General features: G+C 71.7%; 11 protein-coding genes. 4 read left to right on the forward strand and 7 right to left on the reverse strand.

Annotated elements, in window-relative coordinates; genetic code table 11:
- Positions 1 to 332: 332 nt before the first annotated feature.
- From GIS00_RS17985 to GIS00_RS18015, 7 genes are read right to left on the reverse strand one after another with little or no spacing between them, the layout of a single operon-like run.
- On the reverse strand, positions 333 to 1,658 hold the full coding sequence (locus GIS00_RS17985) for a glycosyltransferase (RefSeq protein ID WP_154769851.1): 1,326 nt from the start codon (positions 1,656 to 1,658) through the stop codon (positions 333 to 335).
- Positions 1,655 to 2,860, reverse strand: a complete 1,206-nt coding sequence (locus tag GIS00_RS17990) for a glycosyltransferase (protein WP_154769852.1) — start codon at positions 2,858 to 2,860, stop codon at positions 1,655 to 1,657. The genes GIS00_RS17985 and GIS00_RS17990 overlap by 4 nt, the downstream gene beginning before the upstream one ends.
- Positions 2,857 to 3,813, reverse strand: coding sequence for a glycosyltransferase family 2 protein (locus GIS00_RS17995; protein WP_154769853.1), 957 nt, complete (start codon positions 3,811 to 3,813; stop codon positions 2,857 to 2,859). The genes GIS00_RS17990 and GIS00_RS17995 overlap by 4 nt, the downstream gene beginning before the upstream one ends.
- Positions 3,814 to 3,817: 4 nt before the next feature.
- On the reverse strand, positions 3,818 to 4,387 hold the full coding sequence (locus GIS00_RS28680) for an acyltransferase (RefSeq protein WP_154769854.1): 570 nt from the start codon (positions 4,385 to 4,387) through the stop codon (positions 3,818 to 3,820).
- The gene (locus GIS00_RS18005; protein ID WP_154769855.1) at positions 4,384 to 5,706 is read right to left on the reverse strand and encodes a wax ester/triacylglycerol synthase domain-containing protein; all 1,323 of its coding nucleotides are present in this window, start codon (positions 5,704 to 5,706) and stop codon (positions 4,384 to 4,386) included. Before GIS00_RS18005 ends, GIS00_RS28680 begins: the two co-directional genes overlap by 4 nt.
- Positions 5,707 to 5,716: 10 nt before the next feature.
- Entirely contained in the window at positions 5,717 to 6,637 is a 921-nt protein-coding gene (locus GIS00_RS18010; RefSeq protein WP_154769856.1) for a glycosyltransferase family 2 protein, read from the reverse strand.
- Entirely contained in the window at positions 6,634 to 7,998 is a 1,365-nt protein-coding gene (locus GIS00_RS18015; protein WP_154769857.1) for a glycosyltransferase family 4 protein, read from the reverse strand. Before GIS00_RS18015 ends, GIS00_RS18010 begins: the two co-directional genes overlap by 4 nt.
- Before the next feature lie 768 nt (positions 7,999 to 8,766).
- Here GIS00_RS18015 and GIS00_RS18020 point away from each other — a divergent pair.
- The 4 genes from GIS00_RS18020 to GIS00_RS18035 are packed head-to-tail and all read left to right on the forward strand — an operon-like array spanning position 8,767 to position 13,908.
- Positions 8,767 to 9,687: a hypothetical protein gene (locus GIS00_RS18020; protein WP_154769858.1), complete on the forward strand. Its 921-nt coding sequence runs from the start codon at positions 8,767 to 8,769 to the stop codon at positions 9,685 to 9,687.
- A gap of 5 nt (positions 9,688 to 9,692) precedes the next feature.
- A complete protein-coding gene (locus GIS00_RS18025) occupies positions 9,693 to 11,327 on the forward strand; it encodes an O-antigen ligase family protein (RefSeq protein WP_154769859.1) in 1,635 nt (544 codons plus the stop codon).
- A gap of 50 nt (positions 11,328 to 11,377) precedes the next feature.
- Positions 11,378 to 12,250, forward strand: a complete 873-nt coding sequence (locus GIS00_RS18030; protein ID WP_196073346.1) for a glycosyltransferase — start codon at positions 11,378 to 11,380, stop codon at positions 12,248 to 12,250.
- Positions 12,247 to 13,908, forward strand: a complete 1,662-nt coding sequence (locus GIS00_RS18035) for a lipopolysaccharide biosynthesis protein (RefSeq protein WP_154769861.1) — start codon at positions 12,247 to 12,249, stop codon at positions 13,906 to 13,908. The genes GIS00_RS18030 and GIS00_RS18035 overlap by 4 nt, the downstream gene beginning before the upstream one ends.

The raw sequence follows: 13,908 nt of genomic DNA on the forward strand, positions 1-13,908 counted from the left end.
GAGCGGGTACCTCCAAGGTGCGGGTCGCCCCCACGGCGGACGCGGAGGCCTGTCAACAGGTGAACGAACGGTCCCGGAATGGTCACGTTTGTGTCACTGATCATTATCGACAGGCACTGACCTGCGAGAACAGCGCCAGGTGGGTCTGATCGGGTGGCGGACGTGATCAGGGAGGGGTGTCGTCGCACACATGGCCCGGGCATCCGTGGCAGGGTCCCGCGGATCTGTGACGCGACAGTGCGACCTGTCACCACCGCCCCACGGATGGCGCAGTCGACCTGGAGGGACGGAAACTGGACGCGAGGTGCGCGGTGCGCGGCCCGGGAGCGGCCTCAGGACGGTCGGCGGCGTACCCTCGGCCCGCCCACCGCGTCCTGGTAGGCGGCCACGGTGGTGGCCGCGATCGCGGGCCAGTCCAGATGGTCGAGATCCGGCGCCCCGGCGCGGGGGGTGTCCCGCCACCACTCGAGAGCGGCTGCCAGGGCAGCGCTGTCGAAGTCCCCGCGGTAGGTGTGCACCCACTCGCTGCCGATCGACACGGCGAGCTCCGCCATGCCGCCGAGATCCGGTACCACCACCGGTCTTCCGGCGGACAGGGCGAGGATCGCGGAACCCGAGTTCTGGATCGCCGTGTACGGGAGCACCACCAGATCGGCGGCGCGCAGGTAGGCACCCATCTTCTCGTCCGGGATGTGCCCGTGGTCGAACCGGATCCCGGCCGGACCGGCAGCGCTGCCCGCGCCGGCGGTACCGGCGGCGCGGGCAGCATCGCCCGTACCTGTAGCCCCGGAAACCTCGGCACCGGCGGAAACCTCGGCACCGGCGGAAACCTCGGCACCGGCGGAAACCTCGGCACCGGCGGCGACCGCAGCACCGTCGGCGACCGCAGCACCGTCGGCGACCGCAGCACCGTCGGCGACCGCAGCACCGTCGGCGACCGCAGCCCCGGCAGCACCGATCGCGTCCTCGATCGCATCTTCGATCTCAGCGCGCAGGTCGGCGTTCGCCGAGCCGGCCACCAGCAGGTCGGCGGGTCTGCCTGGAATCCCTGCCACGGCGCGCACCAGGGCCGGCACGTTCTTGTACGGCCGGATCTGGCCGACGTGCACGACCAGGGTTCGATCCGGATCCAGACCCAGTGCCTCCCGGGCATTCTCGCGGGAAGGGGAGAAGTCGTAGTCACCGCGATAGTGACCGTGCGGGGTCACTGTCACCGGCACCGCGGCGAACTCGGGGTACTCCACACGCAGCGCGGTGACGGCATCCGCCGACAGCACCAGCGCACCGTCGACCTCCGCGCCCCACCGCCGGCGCAGCAGCCGCCGCATCGACGGGGTGGACCGGGTCTCGTGGTGGCCGATGTTGTGCGCGGTCCAGAACAGCCGGGTCCCACGGAGTCTGGCCAGCCGCAGCAGTGCGAAGAACAGGCGTATCCGGACCGCGACCTGGACCGGCCGGTGGCTGGACAGGAACAGCAGCTCCGGCCAGTGCACGTGCACCACGGCCGGCCCGCGCAGCATGCCCAGGTAGCTGAACTCCTGCACCTGCCAACCCGTGCCGCGGACGGCGTCGTACAGACGGGCGTTGTAGGGGTTGGCCGCCCGGGTGCGGAAGGCCGGGTCGGCCAGCACCGTCCGGCTGCGGTTCGTCCGCCTCACGTCGCCCGCAGTGCCACGGACAGGATCTGCTGGTGCCGGGCCTTCCAGGAGTTGGCCTCGAGGAAGGCGAGCCGGTCCGGCTCGGCCTGCCGGCCGAGCGCCAGGGCGTCGTCCAGCACGTCGACGAAGTCGTCCACGGTGTCGGTCAGCAGCACCCGGTCGGAGATGTTCCGGCACGGCGCCAGATCGATGGACAGCACCGGGCAGCCGGCGGCCAGGTACTCGTAGATCTTCAGCGGGCTCATCGCCTCGGTGAGCTCGGTGCGCTGGTGGGACAGCAGGGCCAGATCGCAGTTCCGGATGGACGCGGCCAGCTCGGCGCGGCCGACCTGGTCGTGCACGTGCACGTTCGGCAGTTCCAGCACCCGGTCCAGGTACCCGGCGTCCGCCCGGATCCCGAGCAGCACCACGTGCAGGTCCGGGCGTGCCTTCGCCAGCACCGCGAGACCCTCGGCGTCCAAACGGGAGTCGAGGGTGCCGACGTAGATCGCCCGCGGGTGCGGGATCGCCTGCAGCCAGGGCGGCGCCTCCGGCATCGGGCCGGTCCACTCCGCCGGCTCGACGCCGTTGGGTACGACCGCGGCCGGACCGGTCGGCTCGATCCGGTCGATGATCTTCTGCGACACCGCCACCACGGCCCGGCCGGAGGCCTGCATCGACCGGTAGGCGGCACGGATCGCCGGCCACCACGGCTCGCGGGACGGCAGCGCCGCCCAGTCGTCGCGGGCGTAGAAGGTGACCGGTCCGGCCCAGTCGAACGGGCAGAAGGCGCCCATCAACGGGTTGGCGGTGATCACCGCGGGATGCACGAGTCCACGGCCGCGGGCGGTCTCGCCGACCTTCCGGTCGAACTCGCGGAACGCGCTGCGCACCTTCGGCACGTCCGTGGGGTCCTGCCGCCGCACCCGCAGCGGCGTGTACAGGGTGTGCTCGTCGTCGGCCGGGAACCGGGCATCGCCCTTCCCCAGGACGGTGCGCAGCGCGCGCACCGGGGCACTGCGGAACGGGTTGACCACCAGCAGTCGGCGGACCTGTTCGGACACCATCAGGCTCTGCAGCAGCCGGTCCGGCGGCCGGTTCATGCCGCGATGCACGGCATCGCCGTAGGTCTCGAAGGTGAAGGTGAACACGATGTCCCGCGCGATCGCCCCGGCGGGAGCGGATCCGGCCGCGCTGTCGTGGGGACGGATCCCGGTGGTCATGCTGCCTCCGCAGGGGTGGTGCGTCCGAACAGGGTCTCCTCGGCGATCGGATAGCCCGACCGCCAGTCCTCGCGCCGCGACCACACCGTCGTCCAGGTCCGGCTGCGGCGCCGGGTGGCGCGCTCGCCCACCGACCGCAGCAAGGCGCCCAGCTGCAGCGCGGCGACGCCGAAGCGGGCCCGCCAGGTGGTCCAGTTGCGCCACAGGTAGGTGGCGCGGCCGGCCCACACCATGCACATCTTCAGGCCCTTGTCGGCGCTCGCCCCGCCGTTGTCGTGGATGATCTCCGCGGTCGGCACGATCACCGGCCGCATGCCGAGAGCCCAGGCCCGGGTGGAGAAGTCGGCGTCCTCGCCGTAGAGGAAGTAGACCGGGTCCATGCCCTGCAGCCGGTCGAAGTCGGCCCGGGAGACGAGCAGCAGGCAGCCGGTGACGATGGGCACCTCGCGCACGGTGTCCCGCTGCCAGTGACCGAGCGACTCCGGGTCGAAGAAGGTCGAGCGCCGGAACACCGTGGACAGACCCAGTGCGTAGCTGACCATCGACCACAGGGTCGGCGCCCCCCAGCACGAGCTGGGATCGAGAGTGCCGTCGGGGCGCAGGGTCCGGCCGCCGTACAGGCCGTTCCCCGGATGCAGCACGGCATGGTCCCGCAAAGCCTCCAGTGCGCCGGGGCGCACCGTGGTGTCCGGGTTGAGCAGCAGCAGGAACTCGCCGGTGGCCCGCTCCGCGGCGAGGTTCACCGCGCGGCCGAACCCGAGGTTCTCCGGGGAGGGGACCACCGTCACCTCCGGGAAGGCCGCGGCCAACGCCGCCGCGCTGCCGTCGGCGGAGCCGTTGTCGACGACCACCACGTCCAGCCCCGGGATCCGTTGCTCCTGGAGGGATCTCAGGCACTCCGCGGTGCGGTCGCGGGTGTTGTAGTTGACGAGCAGCACGGAGACCGTGGGCACGTCCTCAGGTCCCGGCGCCACTGGTCACCTCCGTAGTCACCGCTGCGGACGTCCCGGCGGCCGGGCGGTAGCCGACCACCTTGGCCGGGATGCCGACGGCGATGCACTGCGCGGGCAGGTCCTTGGTGACGACCGCGCCGGCCCCGACCACGGCGCCGTCACCGATGGTCACGCCGGCGGTGACCACCACCCCGGCCCCGAGCCAGACGTCGCGGCCGAGCACGATGTCCTTCTCGATCTTGGGCTGGTCCATCACCGGGGTGCCCTGCTCGATGGCGTAGTTCGACGCGGTGAGCACACATCTCGGTGCCAGCAGGCACTTCTCGCCGAAGGTGATCGATCCGGAGGAGTTGCCGGCCCACACCACGGAGTGTTCGCCGATGTGGCTGCCGGCCCCGATCACGATGCGCTCCCCGTTGCGGAAGGAGACGTTCGGCGCGAACGAGGCGCCCGCGCCGACCCGCATCTTCCGCACCTCACGCACGTGGCTGTACGAGTAGAAGTGGGCCAACCGGAACCCGTGCAGGTAGGTCCGGACGTCGGTGAACGACCGGACGAACGACGGCAGTCTCATGCCGCGACTCCTTCTCTCTCGTCCCAGGTGCGCCGCATCGCGGCCGCCAGTTCGTCGGCGGACAGCCCGCTGCCCGTCACCACGCCGATCGCGATCCGGGTGCCGACCGAGCAGGCCAGCACCGCGCACTTCTCCCGGGGGTCCATCGCCGGCCAGAAGATGATGGTGTCGGCCGTGCCGCCGAACATGCGCGGCACCCGCGGGCTCACCGGGAGGTACGTGGCGTAACCGTCCCAGGTGCCGGGAGTCGGTGTCGGGAAACGGTTCTCGCGTGCGGCATCGGCCACACTGCCTGCCACGGCGGCCGTCCGGCCGCCCAGCTCGTCCGGACTCCCCGCGGGCACCTCGGTGACAAGCACGCGGACGGCGTTGCCGGTGACCTCCGAGCCGCGCTCCCGGGCCGCGATCGGCAGCAGCACCCGCACCGGGCCCCGCTGCGAGGTGACCTGTCCGACCGACATGCCCAGCCACGCGGCCATGAGATCGGCGATACCGCCGCCGTTCTCCCGGGCGAAACGCCGGACCGGTGCGAGATCGTAGGTCATGACCGCTGTCTCGCGACGCTGCAGCAGGGTGTCGGCACCGCCTTGCAGGAAGCGCAGCCGGTGGCGGAGCGGCCGGAGGTTCCTGCCGGCGAACCGACGCAGCCGGCCGGCGAACGACCGCTGCCGGAAGACCCGGACCGGCCCGCCGGACCGGCGGGCGTCCCGCCCGAACTCCCGCACCGTGTGCACCAGCAACCCGGCCCGTCCCGACGGGCCGTGCTCGGTCGCGAACGGCTCGTCCGCCGCGGCGGCCGCACCCACGCCGACCGCGGCCGAGGCGTTCACCAGCTCGGTCAGCACGCGCCGCCCGAACAGCCCGTCACCCATCACGTGGTGGATGCGCACGACGAGCAGCACCCGGCCGTCGTCCAGGTCGGCGACGACCACGTCCCAGGGGGAGCTGTCCGCTGACATCGGGCCGTTCTCGAATCCGGCGACCAGGGCGGCCGGCAGGTCGCCGGCGGGCAGCACGCCGGGCACCAGCCGCACGTGGTCGACGGCGCGGAACCCGGTGTCCGGCACCCAGGCCGGCGCGTGCAGCCCGAGAACCGGCCGCAGGATCCGGCGCCGCATCTCGGGGATGCGGCCGGACACCCGCTCCAGCACGTCGACCACCGGACGCATGTCGATCCGGCCGTCCGGTCCCCGCAGGTCCGCGCCGGTCAGGAAGATGCTGCCGGTCGGACGGAAGGCGGCCCAGGCGGCCGGGGAGGTCAGGTACCGCTCGTCCACGGTGGACAGCGGGACCACCGTGGGCCGGGCGGGGTTGTTCATGCCGGTGCGCTCATGCCGATGCCGGCTCCGGGACCGTCGCCGGCGGGTGCTCGTCGACGAAACACGAACCCTCGACCGGGATCCGGGCGGTACCCACCAGGCCGGTGACGATGCCGGCGAGCATCGCGCGGTCGCCCCTGGCCCGCTTGCTCCGGCGCAGGGTGAGCCGTACGGCGCGGATGACCGTGCGTCGCAGCACGATCGCCCCCAGGGCGAGGCCGACCGAGAGGTCGATGCGGAGGAACTTGCCGACGAGCGCGCCGAGTCCGAGGCCGTAGCCGCGGAGCAGTGCGGTGTAGTCGCCGCCCTGCCGCTGGTTCAGGTGGATCACGGCGGACGCCGGCTCGTGGACGACCAGCCAGCCGGCCCGCAGGATCCGGCAGAACATGTCGAGATCCTCTGCGCCGGCGTGGGTCCGGCCGGCGCCGAGCACCTCGTCGAACCCACCGAGCTCCAGCACCGCCGTCCGGTCGAACGCCATCAGGGCGCCGTGACCGGCATCGAGGCCCTGGACCGTCCGCGTGTAGGTCTTCCGGTGCGGGTCCTCGTAGACGGCCGTCGGTGCACCCGGATCGAGCATCCGGCCGGACACCGCACCGACCCGCCAGTCCTCGAACCGGGCGAGCAGTGTCGGGATCCAGTCGGCGGCGACCTCGCAGTCGTCGTCGGTGAAGATCACCACGTCGCCGGTCGCCTCCCGGACGCCGATGTTCCGCGCGATCGACAGGCCCGGGCGGGCGGACCGGACGTAGCGCACACCGGCCCGCTCGGCAGCGGCGCGCGTCCCCGGTCCGTCGGAGGCCGAGTCGACCACCAGCACGTCGGTGCCCTCGGGGCCCCGGTCACGGATCGAGGCGAGCAGGTGGGTGAGCATCTCCGGGCGGTTCCGGGTGCAGACCACCACGGTCGCGGTGGTGCGGGGTGCCGTCATCGGGGCGGGCCGGCCGGGCGCAGGTCGTCGGAACCGGCGCCGATGCGACCGGAACCTCCGACGCGGTCGATCGCGGTGCGATACGCGGTGATCAGCTGGTCGCCGGCATCGGACCAGGTGAGGTCCGCGGCCCGGGCGATGGTCGCGGCGCGGGCGCGGGCCAGCAGCTCCGGGTCGGTGGCGAGGTCGTCGAGCTGCGAGGTGAGGGTCGCCTCGTCGCCGGCCCGGTGCAGGAATCCGCTGACGCCGTCCGTGACGTAGGCACCGGCGACGTCCGAGACCAACGGCACGCATCCGCTCGCCATCGCCTCGTAGATCACCAGGGCACTACCTTCCTCGACCGACGGCAACAGCAGGACGTCCGACTCCCGGTAGGCGCGGGCCACGTCACCGGAGAACCCGGCGAGCCGCACCGACGGGTGGTCGAGCAACGGGGCCAGGTGCTCCCGGTATCCGGGGTCGAAGGAGCCGAAGATCGAGAAGGTCCCGTCCACCGACGCCTCCGAGGCACGCCAGGCGCGGAGCGCGTGGTGCAGACCCTTTCGGGGCTCGCACCTGCCGACGTAGACGGCACGCAACCCGCCCGGCTCGCGACCCTGCGGAGCGGCACGGAAGACATCAGGATCGTAGCCGTAGCGGTGCCGGAGAAGAACACGCTCCGCGAATCCGGCAGTACGGAACGTGTCCGCGACGGTCTCCGAGGGGACCAGGATCCCGCCGGCGTAGGACCATTCGTCCTGCTCGGTGCGCAGCCGCCAGGCATTGAACCGATGGGGACTGCCGGTGGCGAGTCTCACTCCCAGCGAGGCGATCTCGCGGGCGACCACCCGGTAGGCGTGCCCGGTGTGGGTGTTCGGCGACTCCCGCAGGCCCGCCACGCCGGACCGGCGGGCGGCCGCCAGGGTGCGGGCCGCGGCCAGCGGCCAGGTGTGCACCACGTCGAAGTGGCCGCGGCGCAGCACGGACCGGGCGCGCAGGTCGTGGTAGGTCAGCGATCGGTTCAGCCCGATGATGCGGCGCGGGATCCGCCGGCCGGCGAAGCGCAGCGTCTCGACGACCTTCTCCAGGCCCTCCACCGGCCGGGCCACCGTGCCGGTGACGAGGGTGACCCGGTGCCCCTTCGCGACCAGATCGCTGACCTGGTGCCACGCGGTGGTGCCGATCCCCGGATTGCCCAGGTCGTGCGGGAAGCTGTAGAGGACGGACAGCGGCCGGCCGCCGTCGGCGGCGGTGCCGGTGGTTTCGGCAGCGGTTCCAGGGGTCCCAGCGGTTCCCGTGGTCCCAGCGGTCCCGGTGGCCCGCGTGCCTGTTCCGCGCGCTGCGGGGTCGGCCGCTCCGCGCGTGACTGGCCCCTGGGGCACACGAACCTCGCTCGAGAAGTCGGCGGCGTCTCCGGACGGGGTGCTTCCGGCCACTGCCGCGGTGAACTGCCCGACCGGTACCGCTGTTCCCCGACACCGCGGTGCCCCCGACCTACGGACCGGTCATCCTGGCGGAAACCGTACGGCACACGGCGACGGCTGTCACCAATCGGCGAACGCGCCGGTCACCCGGGTCGCTCACATGGCCGAAAGCCACACCGAGGGTCGACCCGGCACCGACCTGGCAGGGGTGCGCGTCCCCGGTTGCGCCACCGGCGCGTGGTGGAGGTCACTCTCCGCTGTTCCGGACGTAGGGGACCGGGCGGGAGCAACCGGAAAGAACTCGATGGTGTGCGGAGCCGCCGGTCTGTCCTACGGACCGGCAGGCCGAACGGGCACGCCACCCGAACGCCTGTGGGATCGGTGTCAAACCGTCACACGAACCGTGCATCAGGGCGCGGACCTGGGCCGATCGAGGCCGTCCGAGCGAGGACAGGACACCGCTCCGTCGCACCGGATTGCCTTGGACGAAACATATCTGTAACCCTGCTACCCGACGATGACCGAGAACCGCATCCGGGAGCGGTTCACGGTCCGAGAGCCGTCGGGCAGGCACGTGGTGCAGTGGTACAGCGGTCCCGGACCCTCCTGATCGTCTGAGCACTCGTCGTTGTCGCCGAACTCATCGCCCTGTCAGCAACGCCGTCACCGACAGCACCGACATCACCGACATCGATTCGCGACTCCGGTCACAGGTTGGGAGATCTCATGGACATCGCTCTCTACGGTCGAGCGCTCTGGACCTACAAGTGGCTGCTGGTGGTCGGTGTCGTGGTCGCCGCGGCCGCCGCCTTCCTGGTCGGCTTCAAGATCCAGGACGGAAAGGTCGTCTCGCGGTCGGAGGGGCTGTACACCGCCTCCACCTACGTGCTGATCGGTGGGAACAACGGCCAGCTGTTCCTCAACCAGGTCCCCGGGGAAGCGGTGCCCGACGGCTCCTCCGCCCCGCGTGACGTGGACCTGGCCGGCCTGGCGCCGACCTACGCCTATTACGTGTCCAGCGACGTGATCCGCAAGGCCGTCGAGGACCAGGTCGGTGCCTTCGGCGAGGACGAGGCGCTGACCGCGATCGCCCGCACCAATATGCCGGGCAGCCCGGACGACACCGGCGGCCGGTTCTCGCTCCCGGTGCTCTCGATCATCGGCCAGGCGCCGACCGCCGCCCGCGCCCAGGACATCTCCCGGGCCGCGAACGAGGCCTTCCAGACCTTCGTCGCGCAACAGCAGGACCAGAACGGCACCCCGGCGGAGCAGCGCACGACCCTGGTCACGCTGAACCAGAACGAGGCGCAGCCGGTGGAGACCAGCAACCCGCTGCTCGGCGTGGTGGTCACCGGAATCGGTGTGCTGGCCGCCTTCATCGCGCTGATCTTCGTCCTCTTCAACGTGCGGACCCGCCGGCTGGAGAAGGAGCGGGACGCCCTGGAGGAGGCCCGCAACCACGAGCGCATCGCCGAGCCGGTCGGTGCCGGCCCCGCCGACTTCCCGGCGAGCGGACCCGTTCCCGGCGCTCCCGGACCGATGGGCTTCGACCGCAACGGCGCCTTCCCGGTCGACCGCGGCGACGGCCGGCCGCCGTTGCTGCCGGGCTTCCCGCCCCGGGGCGACGACCGTTCCCCGCGTGACTGACCGACGTGACCGACGTCGAACCCCGCATCGACCCGGCCGAGGCATCGGCCGCGGACGGCGGACCGCCCGGTCCGGCGCGGCGTAGCGACCGCCTCGACCGGCGGCGCCGCGCCGCCCGCGCCGAGATCGCCCGGGTGTGGGCGAGTGCGGTCATCCTGACCGCGGTCTGCCTGGTCGCCGCGCTGTACCTGCCCGGCCAACTGGTCGGCGCCGTGCTGGCGTTGCTGTCGATCGTGGTCGTGCTGCGCAAGGCGATCTTCGGCTGGACCGGTCTGCTGATGATCCTGCTCGCGGTGATCATGTTCCTGCCGGTCCGGCGGTACAAGCTGCCGATCCCGCTGCCCTTCGCGCTGGAGCCCTACCGGGCGGTGCTGGTGGTGGTGGCCCTGGGCATCATCATCTCGCTGCTGGTGGATCCCCGATTCCGTTGGCGCCGTAGCGGTTTCGGCGGAGCGATCGGCTTCTTCCTGGCCACCCTCACCGCCTCGCTGGCGGTCAACACCGGCGAACTCGCGGACCAGGGTCTGCTCAACACCTCTCTCGGCGGCCTGCTCAACTACGTCTTCCTCTTCGGCGTCTTCTTCATCGTCCGCGTGCTGCTGCGCAGCGAGGAGATCGTCCAGCGGGTGGTGATGTTCCTGGCGGCCGCGGGCGGGATCATCGGGCTCGGCGCCGTCGTCGAGCGCTACCTCGGCTTCAACGTCTTCATGGCGCTGGGCGGCTGGCTGCAGTTGCAGCGGATGGCCGATCCCAGCGAACTGGTCCGCAGCGGTGGTGCGCGGGCGTTCGGCTCCGCGCAGCACCCGATCGCGCTCTCCGTGCTCTTCTGCATGCTGCTCCCGCTGGCGATCTACCTGGCCCGGCATGCCACGAAGCCGATGCGCACCGCGTCCGGCTGCCGGATCTTCTGGCTGGCGACGGCCATGGCCATGCTGGCCGGCCTGATCTGCACGGTGTCCCGCACCAGCTTCGTGATCCTGGGTGTGATGGTGGTGCTGGGGATCATGGTCCGACCCCGGATCTTCCGGCCGCTGGTCCTGATCGGTCTGCCGCTGGCGGCCGTCGCGGCCCTGGCCGCACCCCGGGTGGTGCTCGGTATCTTCCGGGAATTCCTCGACACCGACGAGCTCATCGCGTCGCAGTACGCCTCGGCCGGCTGGACCGGCAGCGGCCGGCTCGCCGACCTCGGGCCCGGGATCGAGGAGGCGCTGCGCAGCCCCTTCTTCGGCATCGGCGTCGGCAGCCGGATCGTCGTCGGGCCGGAGGCGAACGCCTTCATCCTGGACGACCAGCTGCTCAACACCTTCATCGAGTCGGGCTTCCTCGGGCTGCTCGGCGTCGTCGTGCTGCTGGCCTACCCGGCCGTGCGGCTGTGGCGGTTCTCCCACTCGCCGACCACGCCGGACCGTTGGACCGACCTCGGCGCCGCCCTGTCGGTGATCCTGCTCGGCTACCTGGTCGCGCTGTTCTTCTTCGACGGTTTCGGATTCCTGCAGACCGTGCTGGTGGCGTCGATCATGCTGGCCATCGGGGGCTTCCTGATCACCGAGATCCCTTGGACCAAGCGGCCTTCCGTCGCCACGTTGATCCGTGCCCGGGAGCGGGCCGAACGCACGGGGAAGGCACCGGTCAGCGGATGACGGACCCGTCCCCCGTGAGCCCCGCCGTCCCGCCGATCGAGCCTCCTGCCGTGACCTCCCCCGTGCTCAGCGTCGTCGTACCGGCGCACAACGAGGAGGCCGTCATCACCCGGCTGCTGTCCGGACTGCTCGACGGCATCTCCTCCGGCGAGCTCGAGGTCGTCGTCGCGGCCAACGGGTGCACCGACGGGACCGTCGCGGCGGCGAGGGCCGTGCACCCGGCGGTACGGGTGGCCGAGACCACCACCGCCTCCAAGATCGCCGCGCTCAACCTCGGCGACGACGTCGCGACCGTTTTCCCCCGCGCCTACGTCGATGCCGACATCGCGGTGGACACCGCGGCGCTCCGCGAGATCGCGGCGATGCTCACCGATCCCGAGCAGCCGCTCGTCGGTGCCCCGGCCATGGTGGTGGACGCCTCCCGCTCGTCCTGGCCGGTCCGCGCCCACTACCGGATCTGGGAGCTGACCGACTACCGCTCGCTGGGCCATGTGGGCTCCGGCATCTACGCCCTGTCCGAGGCGGGCCGCGGCCGGTTCGGCCAGTTCCCGGACGTGATCGCCGACGACCGCTACGTGCAGGAGCTGTTCACCCTGGACGAGCGGCGCGGCGGGACCCGGACCTTCACCGTGCACGCCCCGCGCACCTTCCGGGCCCTGGTGCACCGCTCGGTCCGGTCCTCGGCCGGGAACGCCCAGCTGCGCAGCCGTTCCGGCGCCGACGGGCGGACGGATTCCGTGGCCACAGCCCCGGGCGGGTCCGGGATGAAGAACCTGGTGAAGCGGGTGGCCCGGCGCCCGCTGCTCTGGCCGGACTTCGCCGTCTACTGCGTGGGGTACGTGGTGCCGCGGATCCTCGGACGGCGCAAACTGGCGCGGGGCCAGGCGCAGGTCTGGGAACGGGACGAGACGAGCCGGACATGAGCGAGATCCGCGACACCGCCCGTGATCCGGGGGTGCCCGGCGAGCCGGTGACCGGACCGGCGGCGGTGGTGGCCGCCGAGGCAGTGACGGTGCCGGAACCGGACCCGGTCGTGACGGAGGGCACGATGCCGGTGGCGGCCACGGCGGCCACGGCGGCCACCGAAGCCACGGTGGCCTCCCCGGACCCCGAGGCGATCCCGCCCGGCGGGCTGGCCCGCGCCACCAGCCGCGGCGTCCTGGTCACCCTGGGCGGCCAGTGGGGCCGGACGGTCGTGCAGACCGTGTCCACCGTGCTGCTCGCCCGGCTGCTGGTGCCGGAGGACTTCGGCCTGGTGGCCATGGTCACCGCGATCGTCGGCGTCGCCGACCTGCTCCGCGACTTCGGCCTGTCCGGTGCGATCGTCCAGGTCAAGAAGATCAGCAGCGAGCTCTGGTCGTCGCTGGTCTGGCTGTCGCTGGGGCTGGGTGCGATCTGCATGGTCGTGGTGGCCGCCTGCGCCCCGCTGATCGCCGCGCTGTACGGCGAGCCCCGGTTGACCGTGCTGGTGCTGGTCCTCTCGCCGGGCCTGCTGATCAACGGGCTCTGCATGCCGTTGCAGACGAAACTGCAACGGGAGCTGCGGTTCTCCACCCTGGCGTCGATCGACGTGCTGTCGATGCTGTTCGGCGTGACGGCCTCGATCGCCGGTGCGCTGCTCGGCTGGGGTGTCTGGTCGCTGGTGCTGCTCACCGGCGTCGGCGTGGTGTACCGGTTGATCGCGCTGATCCGGGTGGCCTGGCCGAAGGTGGGCCGCCCGCGGATCAACCGCGAGGTGATGCCCTTCGTCGGCACCGGCGCCAACATCTTCGGCGTGCAGCTGCTGAACTACGCGGCCCGCAACATCGACAACATCGTGGTCGGCCGGTTCGGCGGCGCCGCGCTGCTGGGTCTGTACTCGCGGGCCTACAACCTGCTGCTGCTGCCGCTGTCCCAGCTCAACGGACCGTTGACCCGGGTCGCGCTGCCGGTGCTCAGCCGGCTGCAGGACGACCACGAGCGCTACCGGCGCTACGTGCGCAGCGCGCTGCTGGTCATCGGCTACCTGGCCTGCCCGGTGTTCGCCGTCGCGGCCGGCGTCGCGGTGCCGCTCGTCGAGGTGCTGCTGGGCGACGAGTGGAGCCGGGCCGGCACCATCTTCAGTCTGCTGGCGATCGCCGGCGTGGCCCAGGCCTTCGGCAACATCCAGGGCTGGCTGTACATCTCGCTCGGCCGCACCCGCAAGCAGTTGGTGTACTACGTCGTGACCAGGCCGATCGTCATCGCCTCGTTCTTCCTCGGCTACTGGTGGGACGAGGTGGAGGGGTTGGCGCTCTGCTACGGCGTCGTCTCCCTGCTGCTGCTCTGGCCGGGCTTCCGGATGGCGATCAGCGGGACGGCCGTCACCGGCGCGGATGTGCTGAAGCCGGTTCTCCGACCGGCCTCCCTCGCGGTACCGTGCTTCCTGGTGAGCTGGGGGGTCGCACACGTCGTCGGGGACATCGCGATCCTGCAACTGCTGGCCGGCGGACTCGCCGGCGTGCTCGTCCTGGCGTTGTTGTGCCTCCTCCCCGGCTTCCGCGGGGATGTGAAGCAGATCCTCGCCTTCGTGCGCACGGTGAGGAACCCCAGGAACGGATGA

The sequence above is a fragment of the Nakamurella alba genome, assembly GCF_009707545.1.
GTDB classification, from domain to species: Bacteria; Actinomycetota; Actinomycetes; order Mycobacteriales; family Nakamurellaceae; genus Nakamurella; species Nakamurella alba.